Origin of the sequence: Cytobacillus sp. FSL R5-0569 (assembly GCF_038007265.1) — a bacterium.
Taxonomy (GTDB): Bacteria; Bacillota; Bacilli; order Bacillales; family Cytobacillaceae; genus Cytobacillus; species Cytobacillus kochii.
In genome coordinates, this window is the sequence record NZ_JBBOWW010000001.1 from 24,776 (window position 1) to 42,104 (window position 17,329).

16 protein-coding genes, 3 rRNA genes and 1 other RNA gene are annotated in these 17,329 nt (G+C 41.0%); 19 read left to right on the top strand and 1 reads right to left on the bottom strand.

Going from position 1 to position 17,329, the window contains the following annotated elements; genetic code table 11:
* Window positions 1-49: 49 nt before the first annotated feature.
* From ffs to rrf, 9 genes are all read left to right on the top strand, one after another.
* Window positions 50-315, top strand: an RNA gene (gene ffs, locus MKX78_RS00115) — signal recognition particle sRNA large type.
* Between the two features lie 131 nt (window positions 316-446).
* On the top strand, window positions 447-2,144 hold the full coding sequence (dnaX, locus tag MKX78_RS00120; RefSeq protein ID WP_307319479.1) for a DNA polymerase III subunit gamma/tau: 1,698 nt from the start codon (window positions 447-449) through the stop codon (window positions 2,142-2,144).
* A 24-nt stretch (window positions 2,145-2,168) separates the two neighbouring features.
* Window positions 2,169-2,489 carry a YbaB/EbfC family nucleoid-associated protein gene (locus MKX78_RS00125; RefSeq protein ID WP_095371313.1) on the top strand — a complete coding sequence of 107 codons (321 nt, stop codon included), beginning with the start codon at window positions 2,169-2,171 and terminating at the stop codon, window positions 2,487-2,489.
* 165 nt (window positions 2,490-2,654) lie between these two features.
* A complete protein-coding gene (recR, locus tag MKX78_RS00130; RefSeq protein ID WP_224939297.1) occupies window positions 2,655-3,251 on the top strand; it encodes a recombination mediator RecR in 597 nt (198 codons plus the stop codon).
* A 15-nt stretch (window positions 3,252-3,266) separates the two neighbouring features.
* Entirely contained in the window at window positions 3,267-3,485 is a 219-nt protein-coding gene (locus MKX78_RS00135; protein WP_095371311.1) for a YaaL family protein, read from the top strand.
* 85 nt (window positions 3,486-3,570) lie between these two features.
* Window positions 3,571-3,834, top strand: coding sequence for a pro-sigmaK processing inhibitor BofA family protein (locus MKX78_RS00140; protein WP_095371310.1), 264 nt, complete (start codon window positions 3,571-3,573; stop codon window positions 3,832-3,834).
* A 329-nt stretch (window positions 3,835-4,163) separates the two neighbouring features.
* Window positions 4,164-5,712: ribosomal RNA gene (locus MKX78_RS00145) — 16S ribosomal RNA — on the top strand.
* Between the two features lie 326 nt (window positions 5,713-6,038).
* Window positions 6,039-8,971 (top strand): 23S ribosomal RNA (locus tag MKX78_RS00150).
* A 75-nt stretch (window positions 8,972-9,046) separates the two neighbouring features.
* Window positions 9,047-9,163: ribosomal RNA gene (gene rrf / locus MKX78_RS00155) — 5S ribosomal RNA — on the top strand.
* Together the 16S, 23S and 5S rRNA genes form the textbook arrangement of a ribosomal RNA operon.
* Window positions 9,164-9,775: 612 nt before the next feature.
* On the opposite strand, the gene MKX78_RS00160 is transcribed toward rrf, so the two are convergent.
* Window positions 9,776-9,964 (bottom strand): sigma factor G inhibitor Gin, encoded by a 189-nt coding sequence (locus tag MKX78_RS00160; protein ID WP_233435334.1) that lies wholly within the window; start codon window positions 9,962-9,964, stop codon window positions 9,776-9,778.
* A 156-nt stretch (window positions 9,965-10,120) separates the two neighbouring features.
* Here MKX78_RS00160 and MKX78_RS00165 point away from each other — a divergent pair, with 156 nt between their 5' ends.
* From MKX78_RS00165 to rsmI, 10 genes are all read left to right on the top strand, one after another.
* Window positions 10,121-11,554, top strand: a complete 1,434-nt coding sequence (locus MKX78_RS00165; protein WP_341049283.1) for an aminotransferase class I/II-fold pyridoxal phosphate-dependent enzyme — start codon at window positions 10,121-10,123, stop codon at window positions 11,552-11,554.
* Window positions 11,547-12,185 (top strand): dTMP kinase, encoded by a 639-nt coding sequence (tmk, locus tag MKX78_RS00170; RefSeq protein ID WP_095371307.1) that lies wholly within the window; start codon window positions 11,547-11,549, stop codon window positions 12,183-12,185. Before MKX78_RS00165 ends, tmk begins: the two co-directional genes overlap by 8 nt.
* A 93-nt stretch (window positions 12,186-12,278) precedes the next feature.
* On the top strand, window positions 12,279-12,608 hold the full coding sequence (locus MKX78_RS00175) for a cyclic-di-AMP receptor (RefSeq protein WP_095371306.1): 330 nt from the start codon (window positions 12,279-12,281) through the stop codon (window positions 12,606-12,608).
* Between the two features lie 18 nt (window positions 12,609-12,626).
* Complete coding sequence (locus MKX78_RS00180) at window positions 12,627-13,067, top strand: YaaR family protein (RefSeq protein WP_095371305.1); 441 nt, start codon at window positions 12,627-12,629, stop codon at window positions 13,065-13,067.
* Window positions 13,068-13,080: 13 nt separating this feature from the next.
* Window positions 13,081-14,088, top strand: a complete 1,008-nt coding sequence (gene holB / locus MKX78_RS00185) for a DNA polymerase III subunit delta' (RefSeq protein WP_095371304.1) — start codon at window positions 13,081-13,083, stop codon at window positions 14,086-14,088.
* Window positions 14,081-14,905: a PSP1 domain-containing protein gene (locus tag MKX78_RS00190; protein WP_341049287.1), complete on the top strand. Its 825-nt coding sequence runs from the start codon at window positions 14,081-14,083 to the stop codon at window positions 14,903-14,905. The genes holB and MKX78_RS00190 overlap by 8 nt, the downstream gene beginning before the upstream one ends.
* A 13-nt stretch (window positions 14,906-14,918) precedes the next feature.
* On the top strand, window positions 14,919-15,275 hold the full coding sequence (gene yabA, locus MKX78_RS00195) for a DNA replication initiation control protein YabA (protein WP_095371302.1): 357 nt from the start codon (window positions 14,919-14,921) through the stop codon (window positions 15,273-15,275).
* Window positions 15,276-15,419: 144 nt separating this feature from the next.
* Window positions 15,420-16,160, top strand: coding sequence for a tRNA1(Val) (adenine(37)-N6)-methyltransferase (locus MKX78_RS00200; protein WP_307319242.1), 741 nt, complete (start codon window positions 15,420-15,422; stop codon window positions 16,158-16,160).
* Window positions 16,150-16,419: a GIY-YIG nuclease family protein gene (locus MKX78_RS00205; RefSeq protein WP_095371300.1), complete on the top strand. Its 270-nt coding sequence runs from the start codon at window positions 16,150-16,152 to the stop codon at window positions 16,417-16,419. Before MKX78_RS00200 ends, MKX78_RS00205 begins: the two co-directional genes overlap by 11 nt.
* 5 nt (window positions 16,420-16,424) lie before the next feature.
* Window positions 16,425-17,300, top strand: coding sequence for a 16S rRNA (cytidine(1402)-2'-O)-methyltransferase (gene rsmI, locus MKX78_RS00210; RefSeq protein WP_095371299.1), 876 nt, complete (start codon window positions 16,425-16,427; stop codon window positions 17,298-17,300).
* The last annotated feature ends 29 nt before the right edge of the window (window positions 17,301-17,329 follow it).

A 17,329-nucleotide genomic window follows, 5' to 3' on the forward strand; every position in this document is an offset into this window, starting at 1 on the left:
ACTGAATATGCGTCGAAATGACGCAACTTAAATATTGGTATCAATTTTGCCGTGCTAGGTGGGAAGGTAGCGGTGTCCTGTACTCGCAATCCGCTCTAGCGAGACTGAATTCCTATTCTGAGGCTGATGTCCTGTAGGGTCTGCCTTTAGTAAGTGGTGTTGACGCTTGGGTCCTGCGCAATGGGAACCCATGAACCATGTCAGGTCCGGAAGGAAGCAGCATTAAGTGGACTCTCTCATGTGCCGCAGGGTTGCCTGAGCTGAGCTAACTGCTAAAGTAACGCTTATGGGCGTCAGTCGAAGATAGGTGCACGGCAGTTATATACATATAATTATAAAACTCATTCATGAAGAATGAGTTTTTTGTTTTTTTCCTATCCTTTTTTGTAAAATAGAAAATAGATACGTTATAATAAATACGACACTAAAAGAAGGGGGCGTGCCAATTGAGTTATCAAGCATTGTATCGTGTATGGCGCCCACAAACATTTCTTGATGTAGTAGGGCAAGAGCATGTAACAAAAACATTGCAAAACGCCCTGCTTCAGGAAAAAATTTCGCATGCTTATCTTTTTACTGGACCAAGAGGAACCGGTAAAACGAGTGCGGCGAAAATTTTAGCTAAGGCCGTAAACTGTGAAAGAGCACCAATTAATGAACCATGTAATGAATGTGATGCGTGTAAAGGGATTACTGATGGGTCCATACCAGATGTCATTGAGATTGATGCCGCATCTAATAATGGTGTAGAAGAGATTAGAGATATAAGAGATAAAGTGAAATATGCACCAAGTGCGGTTAAGTATAAAGTTTATATTGTTGATGAGGTGCATATGTTGTCAATGGGAGCATTCAATGCGCTCCTAAAAACATTAGAAGAACCACCCCAGCATGTTATTTTTATATTAGCAACAACAGAGCCGCATAAGATTCCACTGACAATCATTTCTAGATGTCAACGCTTTGATTTTAAAAGAATTACTGCGACTTCGATTGTGAATCGTATGCAAATGATTATAGATGAAAGTAGTGTTCATTGTGATACCCAAGCACTACAAATTATTGCCAGAGCTGCTGAAGGTGGTATGCGTGATGCCTTGAGTTTATTGGATCAAGCAATTTCATTTAGTGATGAGAGTGTAACAGTTGATGATGCTCTAGCTGTTACAGGTGCTGTTTCCCAAGGTTTCCTTAATCAGTTAGCAACAGCTATCGTTGATCATGATGCAGCTAACGGCTTAGAAATATTAGGCGAACTTCTTTTTCAAGGGAAAGATCCTACACGATTTGTAGAAGATTTTATTCTTTATTATAGAGATATGCTATTATATAAAGCAGCACCTAATCTTGAAGAATCGATGGAAAGAGTTCTTTTAGAAGAAACATTCATTGAGTTAGCAGAAAAGGTGTCACAAGAACAAATTTATCACTTGATCGAACAATTAAATAAAACACAGCAAGAGATGCGCTGGACGAATCATCCAAGAATTTTTTTAGAAGTAGCAATTGTGAAACTTTGTCAGCAAGAACAAATTAAAGGGCAAAGTGCTGAAGATGTTCAACCATTAATTACACGGATTGATCAATTAGAAAAAGAGTTATCACAAATAAAAGCGCAAGGTGTTAAAGTATCAGAAGAATCAGTAGCACCTCAAGCGAAAAAGCCACAGCGTGTATCTAAAAAAGGATATCAAGCGCCTGTAGGTCGAATAAATGAGGTGTTGAAGCAGGCAACAAAACAGGACTTAATGATGGTCAAAAGTCATTGGGGTGAAATGTTAGAACGCCTCGTACACAATCAAATGCGCTCACAAGCAGCATTACTAAACGAAGCAGAGCCTGTTGCTGCATCTGATCAAGTTTTTATTATAAAATTCAAATATGAAATTCATTGTCAAATGGCGATGGAGAATCATAAATTTATTGAAACCCTAACGCAATCTTTGTTTGAACTAAGCGGAAAGAGGTTTCAGGTCTTAGGTTTACCAGATGAACAATGGCAGTCCATTCGCCAATCATTTCTTCAGTATCAAAAGGCGAATGGAGATGATACAGCAGAGGATATGGGAAATGAGGAAGAAGATCCTGTTGTATCTGAGGCAATGAAATTATTTGGTGAAGATCTTATTGAAATTAAAGATTAAATAAATATTAGGAGGTAAGGAACTATGCGTGGTATGGGTAATATGCAAAATATGATGAAGCAAATGCAAAAAATGCAAAAGAAAATGGCGCAAGCGCAAGAAGAATTAGGAGAAGAAAGAATTGAAGGAACAGCTGGCGGTGGCATGGTAACTGTCATTGTTTCAGGTCATAAAGAAGTTTTAGAAGTAAATATTAAAGAGGAAGTTGTTGATCCTGAAGATATCGAAATGCTTCAAGATTTAGTGTTAGCAGCAACAAATGACGCGATAAAAAAATGTGATGAATTAACAAATAATACAATGGGGCAATTCACAAAAGGTATGAACTTGCCAGGGATGTTTTAATACGGATAAACGAAAAGAAGCGCCGCTGGTTTTCCTGAGCGGCGTTTTTTAAAGCATTCACTATCAGACTAGGAGTCAAAGAGAAGAGTTATATGAGAAAGAGTTTGTTGTTAAACGTCTCTCGGTCAAATGCTCTCGTCTTTGATGAAAGAGGGGGAGACAGATATGCATTATCCTGAACCGATATCAAAACTGATTGATAGTTTTATGAAGCTTCCAGGAATCGGACCGAAAACAGCCGCTCGGTTGGCCTTTTTTGTATTAAGTATGAAAGAAGACACTGTACTAGATTTTGCTAAGGCATTAGTGAATGCGAAGAGAAATCTATCTTATTGTTCTGTGTGTGGCCATATAACAGATCAGGATCCTTGTTATATATGTGAAGACCAAAGGAGAGATCGATCAGTCATATGTGTTGTGCAAGACCCTAAAGACGTTATCGCCATGGAAAAAATGAAGGAGTTTAATGGTTTGTACCATGTTTTGCATGGTGCTATTTCACCAATGGATGGTATCGGCCCAGAAGATATTAATATTCCCGATTTGTTAAAACGATTACAGGATGAAACCGTCCAAGAAGTCATCTTGGCTACCAATCCTAATATTGAGGGCGAGGCAACAGCAATGTATATTTCTCGTCTCATTAAACCTTCTGGTATTAAGGCGAGCCGCATAGCTCACGGATTACCAGTAGGAGGAGACCTTGAATATGCTGATGAAGTAACACTTTCAAAAGCTTTAGAGGGAAGAAGAGAAGTATAGTGAGAGGTGTATGCGATGTTCTTTCGTAAAAAAGGATGGCTTCGTAAGGAATATGATGAGAAGTTATTAGATCAGTTAAAAGAATTAAAGGATGAATGGAAGAATCAAAAATCTCTAATTGAAAAAAGTTTTGATCCTTCAGCAGAAGCAATTAGTGAAGCTAAGCTTGCTGAGGCAAAATATTTTTATCTGTTCAAGGAAGCAAAAAAAAGAAACGTTAGTGTTCGATATTAATTTTTATACCTCCTCAAGGTCTTTTTTTAGGTGCTTGTTCATACATTGGTTGTACAAGTTTCCTTAAATAGAGGGGGTTTTTTATTTGGAGCCAGTTTGGATTATCTCAGGGTTAGGTATTCTCATTCTCTTTCTATTAGTAGCAGGTGCCTCGTTTCGACCAATTAAGTGGATTGGACAAGGCCTTATAAAAGTAATCATTGGTGCACTCTTATTATTTGTACTAAATACAGTAGGAAATCAATTTGGTATTCATTTGCCTATTAATATAGCTACTGTAGCCATTAGTGGGATATTAGGTGTGCCGGGTATATGCGCGCTAGTGGCAATAGAAATGTATGTAATATAAGTGTCAAAGTATAATGGAATAGGTAATCAGTTACGTATTTCTAGTAACTGATTTTTTCTTTTAAAATATTGTTGACATATTAATATCATGCTGATAATATATTAAGAGTCGTCACAACGACACAACATCCTTTAAAACTTTAAAGAAAAAACTTTTTTAAAAAAGCATTGACATATAATGCGTAGGATGATATATTAGTAAAGTCGCTTCTGAAGCGAATGAGATTGTTCTTTGAAAACTGAACGAACGTAAAACGTCAAGCGTAATTCTAAAAAAGCTGATTTATCAGCAACAAAGCACCATAGGTGCAAATGAGCTAATCAAACACTTTATTGGAGAGTTTGATCCTGGCTCAGGACGAACGCTGGCGGCGTGCCTAATACATGCAAGTCGAGCGAATCTGAGGGAGCTTGCTCCCAAAGATTAGCGGCGGACGGGTGAGTAACACGTGGGCAACCTGCCTGTAAGACTGGGATAACTCCGGGAAACCGGGGCTAATACCGGATAATATCTATTTATACATATAATTAGATTGAAAGATGGTTCTGCTATCACTTACAGATGGGCCCGCGGCGCATTAGCTAGTTGGTGAGGTAACGGCTCACCAAGGCGACGATGCGTAGCCGACCTGAGAGGGTGATCGGCCACACTGGGACTGAGACACGGCCCAGACTCCTACGGGAGGCAGCAGTAGGGAATCTTCCGCAATGGACGAAAGTCTGACGGAGCAACGCCGCGTGAGTGATGAAGGTTTTCGGATCGTAAAACTCTGTTGTTAGGGAAGAACAAGTATCGGAGTAACTGCCGGTACCTTGACGGTACCTAACCAGAAAGCCACGGCTAACTACGTGCCAGCAGCCGCGGTAATACGTAGGTGGCAAGCGTTGTCCGGAATTATTGGGCGTAAAGCGCGCGCAGGCGGTTCCTTAAGTCTGATGTGAAAGCCCACGGCTCAACCGTGGAGGGTCATTGGAAACTGGGGAACTTGAGTGCAGAAGAGGAAAGTGGAATTCCAAGTGTAGCGGTGAAATGCGTAGAGATTTGGAGGAACACCAGTGGCGAAGGCGACTTTCTGGTCTGTAACTGACGCTGAGGCGCGAAAGCGTGGGGAGCAAACAGGATTAGATACCCTGGTAGTCCACGCCGTAAACGATGAGTGCTAAGTGTTAGAGGGTTTCCGCCCTTTAGTGCTGCAGCAAACGCATTAAGCACTCCGCCTGGGGAGTACGACCGCAAGGTTGAAACTCAAAGGAATTGACGGGGGCCCGCACAAGCGGTGGAGCATGTGGTTTAATTCGAAGCAACGCGAAGAACCTTACCAGGTCTTGACATCCTCTGACAATCCTAGAGATAGGACTTTCCCCTTCGGGGGACAGAGTGACAGGTGGTGCATGGTTGTCGTCAGCTCGTGTCGTGAGATGTTGGGTTAAGTCCCGCAACGAGCGCAACCCTTGATCTTAGTTGCCAGCATTCAGTTGGGCACTCTAAGGTGACTGCCGGTGACAAACCGGAGGAAGGTGGGGATGACGTCAAATCATCATGCCCCTTATGACCTGGGCTACACACGTGCTACAATGGATGGTACAAAGGGCTGCAAGACCGCGAGGTTTAGCCAATCCCATAAAACCATTCTCAGTTCGGATTGTAGGCTGCAACTCGCCTACATGAAGCCGGAATCGCTAGTAATCGCGGATCAGCATGCCGCGGTGAATACGTTCCCGGGCCTTGTACACACCGCCCGTCACACCACGAGAGTTTGTAACACCCGAAGTCGGTGGGGTAACCTTTTGGAGCCAGCCGCCTAAGGTGGGACAGATGATTGGGGTGAAGTCGTAACAAGGTAGCCGTATCGGAAGGTGCGGCTGGATCACCTCCTTTCTAAGGAATATACGGAATTAACTTGATGTTAGACTGTTCGTTCAGTTTTGAGAGTATAATCTCTCAATTCAATCGTTCTTTGAAAACTAGATAATGTAATGAAGAAGATTACCGAGTAATCGCCACCTTAGTTATTTTTTCTCTCTATATATTATAGATTGATTTAAAATACTAAACTTTTTTAATAAACACAACCGAGAGGGTTGTGAGAAGCAAGCAGTTCAAGGAAGCGAGCGAGGAAACACCGGAGTGTGCGTCTTGTGCACATGAGGATGTTGACGAGTGAGCTGACGCCGAAATGCGTAGCTTATCGCAAGCCGAACAATGGTTAAGTTAATAAGGGCGCACGGTGAATGCCTTGGCACTAGGAGCCGATGAAGGACGGGACTAACACCGATATGCTTCGGGGAGCTGTAAGTAAGCTTTGATCCGGAGATTTCCGAATGGGGAAACCCCCTATCCGTTATGGGATAGGATCCATACCTGAATACATAGGGTATGGAAGGCAGACCCGGGGAACTGAAACATCTAAGTACCCGGAGGAAGAGAAAGCAAACGCGATTCCCTGAGTAGCGGCGAGCGAAACGGGATTAGCCCAAACCAAGAGGCTTGCCTCTTGGGGTTGTAGGACATTCTATACGGAGTTACAAAGGAACGAGATAGACGAAGAGGTCTGGAAAGGCCCGCCATAGGAGGTAAAAGCCCTGTAGTTGAAACTTCGTTCCCTCCAGAGTGGATCCTGAGTACGGCGGGACACGAGAAATCCCGTCGGAAGCAGGGAGGACCATCTCCCAAGGCTAAATACTCCCTAGTGACCGATAGTGAACCAGTACCGTGAGGGAAAGGTGAAAAGCACCCCGGAAGGGGAGTGAAAGAGATCCTGAAACCGTGTGCCTACAAGTAGTTAGAGCCCGTTAATGGGTGATAGCGTGCCTTTTGTAGAATGAACCGGCGAGTTACGATTACATGCGAGGTTAAGTTGGACAGACGGAGCCGTAGCGAAAGCGAGTCTGAATAGGGCGAATGAGTATGTGGTCGTAGACCCGAAACCAGGTGATCTACCCATGTCCAGGGTGAAGTCCAGGTAACACTGGATGGAGGCCCGAACCCACGTACGTTGAAAAGTGCGGGGATGAGGTGTGGGTAGCGGAGAAATTCCAATCGAACTTGGAGATAGCTGGTTCTCTCCGAAATAGCTTTAGGGCTAGCCTCATGCGTAAGAATCTTGGAGGTAGAGCACTGTTTGGACTAGGGGCCCTCATCGGGTTACCGAATTCAGACAAACTCCGAATGCCAAAGATTTATCCATGGGAGTCAGACTGCGAGTGATAAGATCCGTAGTCAAGAGGGAAACAGCCCAGACCACCAGCTAAGGTCCCAAAGTATACGTTAAGTGGAAAAGGATGTGGAGTTGCTTAGACAACCAGGATGTTGGCTTAGAAGCAGCCACCATTTAAAGAGTGCGTAATAGCTCACTGGTCGAGTGACTCCGCGCCGAAAATGTACCGGGGCTAAACGTATCACCGAAGCTGTGGATTGAACATCGTTGATGTTCAGTGGTAGGAGAGCGTTCTAAGGGCGTTGAAGCTAGACCGTAAGGACTGGTGGAGCGCTTAGAAGTGAGAATGCCGGTATGAGTAGCGAAAGATGGGTGAGAATCCCATCCACCGAATGCCTAAGGTTTCCTGAGGAAGGCTCGTCCGCTCAGGGTTAGTCGGGACCTAAGCCGAGGCTGAAAAGCGTAGGCGATGGACAACAGGTTGATATTCCTGTACCACCGTATTCTGTTTGAGTGATGGGGGGACGCAGGAGGATAGGGTAAGCGCACTATTGGATGTGCGTCTAAGCAGTTAGAGGGACCATGAGGCAAATCCCATGGTCACATACCTTGAGCTGTGATAGCGAGGGAAATTTAGTACCGAAGTTCTTGATTCCACACTGCCAAGAAAAGCCTCTAGCGAGGAATAAGGTGCCCGTACCGCAAACCGACACAGGTAGGCGAGGAGAGAATCCTAAGGTGAGCGAGAGAACTCTCGTTAAGGAACTCGGCAAAATGACCCCGTAACTTCGGGAGAAGGGGTGCTCATTAGGGTGTTAAAGCCTTGATGAGCCGCAGTGAATAGGCCCAGGCGACTGTTTAGCAAAAACACAGGTCTCTGCGAAGCCGCAAGGCGAAGTATAGGGGCTGACGCCTGCCCGGTGCTGGAAGGTTAAGAGGAGAGGTTAGCTCACGCGAAGCTTTGAATCGAAGCCCCAGTAAACGGCGGCCGTAACTATAACGGTCCTAAGGTAGCGAAATTCCTTGTCGGGTAAGTTCCGACCCGCACGAAAGGCGTAACGATCTGGGCACTGTCTCAACGAGAGACTCGGTGAAATTATAGTACCTGTGAAGATGCAGGTTACCCGCGACAGGACGGAAAGACCCCGTGGAGCTTTACTGTAGCCTGATATTGAATTTTGGTACAGCTTGTACAGGATAGGTAGGAGCCTTAGAAGCCGGAGCGCTAGCTTCGGTGGAGGCGTCGGTGGGATACTACCCTGGCTGTATTGAAATTCTAACCCACATCCCTTATCGGGATGGGAGACAGTGTCAGGTGGGCAGTTTGACTGGGGCGGTCGCCTCCTAAAGAGTAACGGAGGCGCCCAAAGGTTCCCTCAGAATGGTTGGAAATCATTCGTAGAGTGTAAAGGCACAAGGGAGCTTGACTGCGAGACCTACAAGTCGAGCAGGGACGAAAGTCGGGCTTAGTGATCCGGTGGTTCCGCATGGAAGGGCCATCGCTCAACGGATAAAAGCTACCCCGGGGATAACAGGCTTATCTCCCCCAAGAGTCCACATCGACGGGGAGGTTTGGCACCTCGATGTCGGCTCATCGCATCCTGGGGCTGTAGTCGGTCCCAAGGGTTGGGCTGTTCGCCCATTAAAGCGGTACGCGAGCTGGGTTCAGAACGTCGTGAGACAGTTCGGTCCCTATCCGTCGTGGGCGCAGGAAATTTGAGAGGAGCTGTCCTTAGTACGAGAGGACCGGGATGGACGCACCGCTGGTGTACCAGTTGTCTTGCCAAAGGCATCGCTGGGTAGCTATGTGCGGAAGGGATAAGTGCTGAAAGCATCTAAGCATGAAGCCCCCCTCGAGATGAGATTTCCCATAGCGCAAGCTAGTAAGATCCCTGAAAGATGATCAGGTTGATAGGTTAGAGGTGGAAGTGTGGCGACACATGTAGCTGACTAATACTAATCGATCGAGGACTTAACCAAACAGGCGATTACTCAATAAATATCTTCTTCAACATTACCTAGTTTTGAGGGAACGATTCCCTTACAATTTCATAGTCCGGTGGCGATAGCGAGAAGGTCACACCCGTTCCCATACCGAACACGGAAGTTAAGCTTCTCAGCGCCGATGGTAGTTAGGGGCTGTCCCCTTGTGAGAGTAGGACGTTGCCGGGCAATATAAAAGAGCACATCATTTGTATGTGCTCTTTTTTGTGTATATGAGTTAGTAAATATATGCTCCCCAAAAAAATAACATTGAGAAAATCATAACATTAAGTATAAATTATTGAGTTTGAGGGTTTAATAGAAGATCAAAAAATGAATGATTGAATGGAACCTCATTTGGTTATAACCCAATGAGGTAATGTTTTAGATACTAATAGTGGTCAATATGGCTTTCAAGTGATACGCAAATGACTATGGTGGTTTGATTCAATACTGCCACGATAAATTGTTCCTTGTAGTAAGGCAAATTGATATAAAGGATTTGGAAATCAGCATTATCTTAGTCAGAAAACTGTTGGCTCGTTTAGAAAGGCATTAAATTAACTTTCGTTAGCTCATCACATGTGAGTAAAGAAAGAGCAAGAATGTAATTCGGACTTTTACGATCTCTTTATCTTTCAACAATTGAACCTACAGATTCCTTGAAGAAGTTGATTTATGCATAGTGCTCCGTATGACGAAAAGCAACACTGTAGATAGTTTCCCAAAGTAAAAAAACTCCCTAATATTTGTTAAAATAATAGAGAAAATCATAAGATAAGTATAGAAGCAAAAGGGAATTTAAGATAAAATTTCAGGTGTAGTGACTCTTTTTAATTGTTGGACATAATAATTATAATGAGGATCATCTGTTTCGGTATTCACGATTTGTTCCTCACACTGCATACAAATAAAAGAAGTATATAAATGGATACCAGTAGATTGTGATTGTTCACAGATTACACATGTTTTTTCATTAAACGTTTTCACAATGTCACCTCCGTACATTCAATCATAGCCAATGATGATAAAATATATACAATATTTAGAATTTTACTCTCATAAGTGAGTTGTTAACAGTTTATGTTTGTAATCACCAATAGGTGTATGTCTATACAGTAAATTTATAAAAAGGATTTGCGTTCAATGGATCAGAAACAAATGCCGTTAGTTGAAAAATTAATACAGCATATAAAAAGAAAGCCTGAGAATTATCATGTACCTGGTCATAAAGGGGGGAGTCTGCTCACCGGAGTGAATGAGGTTGATGATTATTTTCGACAACTTTTACAATTGGATTTGACAGAAATCAGCGGGTTTGATGATCTTCATTCCGCTGAAGAAGTAATCAAAGAAGCTCAATCCTTGCTTGCCGCTTTATATGGGTCTAAAAGAAGTTTTTTTCTTATAAATGGTTCTACTGTAGGTAATTTAGCGATGATTTGTGGCACATTAAAAAGGGGAGACCGTGTGCTTGTTCAACGGAATAGTCATAAGTCTATTTTAAATGGCCTGAGACTTATTGGAGCTGAACCCATTTTTATCCTGCCTGAATTTAACCAGGAATGGGGCATTAATGAAGGTGTCTCCTATACTCATATTGAAGAGGCATTAAGTAAGTATGAAGATATTAAAGCTGTTATTCTTACTTACCCGAGTTATTATGGTACAGTGTATCCATTAGAAGATATTATTGCACTATGCCGTGAAAAAAAAGTATTAGTTTTAGTTGATGAAGCACACGGTGCCCATTTTATAGCGAGTACAAGATTTTTCCCACCCTCAAGTTTACAATTAGGAGCAGATGTCGTTATACAATCTGCCCATAAAACATTGCCAGCATTGACAATGGGGGCCTTTCTTCATATTCAAGGTGATCGGGTGGATGAAGACAGCATACAGGAATATTTAAGTATGTTGCAATCGAGTAGCCCATCTTATGTTATTATGGCTTCATTAGATATGGCTAGATTCTTTGTCAGTCAATATACAGAAGAAGATGGTAAACATTTAGTCCAACGGATAAAAGAATTGAAGGGGAAATTAAGTAATATTGCTGGACTAGCTATTATGCCAACAGATGATCCATTGAAACTGGGATTACAGTTTAAACATATCAGTGGTTATCAACTACAAGAGCTGCTAGAGAAACGAGGTATTTATACAGAGTTAGCTGATCCGTTAAATGTTTTATTTGTACTTCCATTATTAAGGTGTGCCGATGAGGATCGTTTTAGTAAAATTATCGATGCATTGCAAGAAGTTAGTACTGACATTCCCAATGCAGAAAAAGAGGAAAAGGTGAATCCAATTCCATCGCATTCAGAATTAGTAGAGGTACCAGAGGGAGCAATGATTGTTACAGTTCCTTTTGCAAGTGCGATTGGTGAAATTAGCGCACGAATGGTGACCCCATACCCGCCTGGTATTCCTTTAATATATAAAGGTGAAAGAATTACAAAAGAGCATATCACTAGTTTGGAAGGTTATTTAAATAAAGGTGCACGAATTCAAAACAGGAAAAACTTAAATCAATCATACATAGAAATATATAAGACAGCGAGGGACAAGGATGACTAAAGGTTACTTTATATCAATTGAAGGTCCAGACGGGGCAGGAAAAACGACGATTACAGAAATGGTTAAGGAACAATTAGAAACAGAAGGATATAATGTAGTACATACGAGAGAGCCTGGTGGAATTGCTATTGCTGAACAGATCCGGGCTGTTATACTGGATCCGAAGAATACAAAAATGGATGCAAGAACAGAGGCGTTACTTTATGCCGCGGCAAGAAGACAACATTTAGTTGAAAAGGTCTTACCAGCCCTTGAAATGGGTAAGATTGTACTATGTGATCGATTTGTTGATAGCTCTATTGCATATCAAGGATTTGCAAGAGGGATTGGTATTGAGGAAGTTTGGTCCATCAATCAGTTTGCCATTGAAAATGCCATGCCTCAATTGACTTTGTACTTCGATATCGCACCAGAACGAGGGTTACAGAGAATTAATCAAAATAAGGGCAGGGAAGTAAACCGTTTAGATTTAGAAGATTTACAGTTTCATCAAAAGGTATATGAAGGGTATGAAATTGTTCGGAAGCAATCTTCTAATCGCATTCAAACTGTAAATGCCGATGCCTCTGTTGAAAAAGTATTTGAACAAACGATGGACATTGTTAGAAAAGCACTTCAAAATAAGGATTAAGCTACTTGGCGAAAAATTTGGTCAGTATATCTCTGTTTGTGCATAGAATAACTGATATAATAGAAGAAAGTAAAGATATAGGAGGGTGGTATGATGAAGCTCGTATTAGCAGTCATACAAGATCAAGATAGTAATAAGTTATCTAAAGCATTAGTAGATCATAATTTTCGTGCAACCAAATTAGCCAGTACAGGGGGATTTTTAAAGTCGGGTAATACAACCTTTTTAATTGGTACGGAAGATATTCGAGTAGACAAATGCTTACAGGTCATTAAGGATAATTGCCAATCGAGAGAGCAACTTGTTGCGCCGGTTTCACCAATGGGTGGTAATGCCGATTCATATATTCCTTACCCTGTTGAAGTAGAAGTAGGTGGAGCAACTGTATTTGTTCTTCCAGTAGAACAATTCCATCACTTCTAAACCTATTTGGAGGCATAAATGAAGATCAATCAAGATTTACGTCTTAATATAGATAATAGAAGGCAAGACAGTAAGCATCCTATTGGATCGCAAGTGCGTTTTAATGATCTTGTGCAAAAAAGTGGTCAAAAAATGCAGATGACACAAATGCAAATGCTTTTAGGTGATATAGAATCAGCTGGACAGAGGGTAGCTAAGTCCAGGAGCTTTAAAGATTTAGCAAAATACAAAATGCTGGTTAAGCGTTTTGTGAAAGAGACTGTTGAGTATGGGTTGGATATTAAGCAATCCCATAGTTGGAATCAACTAGGACAAAGTAGGTCATTGAAAATTGTAGAAACGATTGATGAAAAGCTTGCTCAACTAGCCGATGACCTACTTTTACAAGAGAAAAGTGCCATTGATATTCTTAGTAAAATCGGAGAAATCAAAGGATTATTAATAAATTTATATACGTAAGTGAGTGATCAGCATGACAAAAACATGGGATCAAATAGAAGAATTACAGCCAGTCGTGTTGAAGATGCTTAAAAATAGTTTAAGTAAGGAACGCCTTGCCCACGCTTACCTTTTTGAAGGACTGAAAGGAACAGGAAAAAAAGATACGGGTATGCTTCTAGCAAAGAGTCTTTTTTGCACTGCTCCAATAAATAACTATGTTCCATGTGAAACATGTAATAACTGCAAAAGGATTAATCACTTTAATCATCCGGATGTACATCTTGTTGAGCCGGATGGTCAATCAATAAAGAAGCAGCAGATTCGGTCATTACAGGAAGAGTTTTCAAAACGGGGCGTCGAATCCAGTAGAAAAGTATATATTATCGTTCATGCTGATCGAATGACAACAAACGCAGCTAATAGTTTGCTGAAATTTCTCGAAGAACCGCATATGGATACAACAGCAATTCTATTGACTGAACAATCTCAACGAATGTTACCTACCATATTATCAAGATGTCAAACGATCTCATTTCAGCCAATAGCTGCAAAATTTTTAGTACAACAATTCGTAGATTATGGTGTGAAAGAAAAGTATGCACCATTACTTGCGCAAATTACCCATAATTTGGACGATGCTTTAGCATATAGTAATGATGATTGGTTTGTACAAGCGCAAAAAATAGTGTTAAAATTATACGAAGTACTTAAAAAAAATCCGTTACAAGCGATGGTCACTCTCCAAGAAGAGTGGTTTCCACATTTTAAGGAGAAAGAACATCTGGATTTAGGTTTAGACTTATTACTTCTTTTATTAAAAGATTTGTTATATATACAGCTTGATAAGAGTGATAGGCTCGCCTATACGCATGAGCTAAGCTGGCTAGAACAACACGCGCTTCATACATCTAATAGAAAGTTAACAGAGCAAATGGCTGCAGTTTTAGATGCAAAAAGGAAGCTGCAAGCAAACATGAATGCGCAGCTGTTAATGGAACAGTTAGTGTTAAAGATGCAGGAGGGATCTTCATTTGTATGATGTAGTAGGTGTTCGCTTTAAAAAAGCGGGCAAAATATATTATTTTGATCCCGGTGATCTTCAAATACAAAAGGATGACTTTGTCATTGTCGAGACTGTAAGAGGAGTAGAATACGGTAAAGTTGTCATTGCTCCTAAAAAGGTTGGAGAACATGATGTAGTCCTACCTTTAAAAAAAGTTCTACGTATTGGTGATCAAAAGGATCGTATGATTGTAGAAGAGAATAGACAAGCGGCTAAAGAAGCTTATCAAGTTTGTTTAGAAAAAGTAACTACGCATCAATTAGATATGAAATTGGTGGATGTTGAATATACTTTTGACCGCAATAAGGTCATCTTTTACTTTACTGCTGATGGTAGAGTGGATTTCCGTGAACTAGTAAAGGATTTAGCGGCCATTTTTCGGACAAGAATTGAACTTCGTCAAATTGGCGTTCGTGATGAGGCAAAGATGCTTGGTGGCATAGGTCCATGTGGCAGAATGCTTTGTTGTTCCACTTTTTTAGGTGATTTTGACCCAGTTTCGATTAAAATGGCAAAGGATCAAAATTTATCTTTGAACCCAACGAAGATATCTGGACTATGTGGTCGTTTAATGTGCTGTTTGAAATATGAAAATGACGAGTATGAAGCAGCTAAAAAAGAGCTCCCAGATGTAGGGGAATGGGTGAAGACACCGGAGGGTTCTGGAAGGGTAGTAGGGTTAAATATACTTGAAAGAATTCTACAAGTTAACCTAAAGGAACAGGAAAGAGTGCTAGAATTTACGTTAGACGAAATTAATGAGAATGCCGTGTCAGTTCAATCCACAGATTAATGAGGTGGAATGCTTGGATAAAAAAGAAATCTTTGACTCTGTAGATAATATGGAATCGCAAATCGGTCAATTATATATACAGCTTGGTGAGTTGAAACAGCATCTTGCTGAGGTGTTAGAAGAGAATAATGCATTGAAGTTGGAAAATGAACATTTACGTAGAAGATTAAAGATTACATCTGACCGAGAAAAGAAAAATGAACAGCAGAAGGAAGAAACAGAGAAAGAAAAACTCTTTGATATAGGGGAAGGCTATGACAACCTGGCTAGACTATATCAAGAAGGGTTCCATATTTGTAATCTTCATTTTGGTAGTCCTAGAAAAGATGGGGATTGCTTGTTCTGTTTATCATTTTTAAATAAAAAATAATCGATACCTTCCTTCTAAACAAGGAAGGTTTTTTTAAAGATATAAATTTCGTTTTCTAAGTGTAGAGGAATCTTCGGCTTAAGGGGCTTCAACCGATAAAATAAATAGATACGAAGTGTGCTTTTTAGTAATGGAGGAAGAGAAATGGTTATTTTAAAGGGTGATGAAAGGTTAGATCATTTGTTAGCAGAGGGATTGAGAATTATTCAAAGTCCTTCCGTATTTTCATTTTCGGTTGATGCCGTGTTATTAGCTCGATTCACCTACTTACCTATACAAAAAGGAAATATCATAGATTTATGTAGTGGGAATGGTGTGATACCTTTGTTTTTAAGCGCAAGAACAAAAGGAATGATTACAGGGGTGGAAATACAAGATCGTCTTGTTGATATGGCGAATAGAAGTATTCATTATAATCAACTAGAGAATCAAGTTAAGGTGGTAAAGGGAGATGTTAAAGGCATTGCTCGGCAATTAGGGTATGCTAAGTATGATGTGGTGACATGCAATCCACCTTACTTTCCAGTTGATACCAATAAACATAAAAATGAAAATGAGCATTATGCGATTGCTCGGCATGAGATTCTCTGTACATTAGAAGATACAATTCAGTCAGCTAGTCAACTAGTTAAGCACGGAGGGAAAGTTTCTTTTGTTCATCGCCCAGGTAGGTTGTTAGATATCGTGACATTCATGAGAAAGTATGAGATAGAACCAAAAAGGATTCAACTCGTTTATCCTGAGCAAGGAAAAGAAGCGAATGTGCTTCTAGTGGAAGGCATTAAAAAAGGAAAACCTGACTTAAAAATATTGCCGCCATTGTATATCTATGAGACGTCGGGTGAGTATACAAAGGAAATGAGGTTGATGTTGTATGGAGACTGAAACTCATTACTTTTACGTACTCGAATGCAAAGACGGCACCTTCTATGCTGGATATACAAATAATCTTATGCAAAGGATTGAAAAGCATAATGCTGGGAAAGGCGCTAAATATACAAGGGGAAGAGCCCCGCTAACGCTTATTTTTCATCAAATATTTTCTAGTAAGTCAGATGCACAGAAAATGGAATATCGTTTTAAGCGATTGAGTAGACAGAAAAAAATTGAATGGATGAATACCCAAAGAGAAGAAGGTCGGTGAGTAATATGCAACAACAGAAGAGTTTCCATATGGAGAGTGAAAAAGGTATTCTCTACTTAGTGCCAACACCCATAGGTAATCTAGAGGATATTAGCTATCGCAGCTTAAGAATATTAAAGGAAGCCGATTGGATCGCTGCAGAGGATACTAGGAATACAAAAAAACTATGCAACTACTTTGAGATAGAGACACCCATTATTAGTTACCATGAGCATAATAAAGAGAGTAGCGGCTATAAATTAATTGCGAAGTTGAAAGATGGAGAGAAAATTGCGCTTGTGAGTGATGCAGGTATGCCAACCATTTCTGATCCAGGATATGAACTGGTTACTAGTGCCATTGAAGAGAAGCTCACTGTTGTCCCGTTACCTGGTGCGAATGCTGCACTTACAGCATTGATTGCCTCGGGGCTACCAACACAGCCATTTTTCTTTTATGGCTTTTTAAATCGGCAAAAGAAGCAGAAAAAGGCAGAGTTAGAGACGCTTTCAAAAGTATCTTCTACAATCATTCTATATGAATCTCCTCATAGGTTGAAGGAAAGCTTACAGCTCATGTTAGATATCTTAGGCGATCGTTCAATTGTTTTGAGTAGGGAGCTGACAAAGAAGTATGAAGAGTTTATTAGAGGATCGATAAGAGAAGCAGTAGAATGGGCAGGCCAATCTGAAATTCGCGGGGAATTTTGTTTAATTATTGAGGGTTGCAAAGAGCCAGTAGAAGAAAGTAAGTGGTGGGAAGGGTTATCTATTGAAGAGCAAATTACTTATTATATAGAAGAAAAAGGTATGAAAAGTAAGGATGCCATTAAACAAACAGCGCTAGACCGTGATATGAGTAAACGAGAGGTATACAAGATTTATCATATTGATGAAGCGTAAAAAAATAGAGACTCGCAAATAGGAGTCTC

Coding starts and splice junctions, on each gene's coding strand:
- MKX78_RS00125 (WP_095371313.1), top strand. CDS start 2,169: ATGCGTGGTATGGGTAATATGCAAAATATGATGAAGCAAATGCAAAAA.
- recR (WP_224939297.1), top strand. CDS start 2,655: ATGCATTATCCTGAACCGATATCAAAACTGATTGATAGTTTTATGAAG.
- MKX78_RS00135 (WP_095371311.1), top strand. CDS start 3,267: ATGTTCTTTCGTAAAAAAGGATGGCTTCGTAAGGAATATGATGAGAAG.
- MKX78_RS00165 (WP_341049283.1), top strand. CDS start 10,121: ATGGATCAGAAACAAATGCCGTTAGTTGAAAAATTAATACAGCATATA.
- tmk (WP_095371307.1), top strand. CDS start 11,547: ATGACTAAAGGTTACTTTATATCAATTGAAGGTCCAGACGGGGCAGGA.
- MKX78_RS00175 (WP_095371306.1), top strand. CDS start 12,279: ATGAAGCTCGTATTAGCAGTCATACAAGATCAAGATAGTAATAAGTTA.
- MKX78_RS00180 (WP_095371305.1), top strand. CDS start 12,627: ATGAAGATCAATCAAGATTTACGTCTTAATATAGATAATAGAAGGCAA.
- holB (WP_095371304.1), top strand. CDS start 13,081: ATGACAAAAACATGGGATCAAATAGAAGAATTACAGCCAGTCGTGTTG.
- MKX78_RS00200 (WP_307319242.1), top strand. CDS start 15,420: ATGGTTATTTTAAAGGGTGATGAAAGGTTAGATCATTTGTTAGCAGAG.
- MKX78_RS00205 (WP_095371300.1), top strand. CDS start 16,150: ATGGAGACTGAAACTCATTACTTTTACGTACTCGAATGCAAAGACGGC.
- rsmI (WP_095371299.1), top strand. CDS start 16,425: ATGCAACAACAGAAGAGTTTCCATATGGAGAGTGAAAAAGGTATTCTC.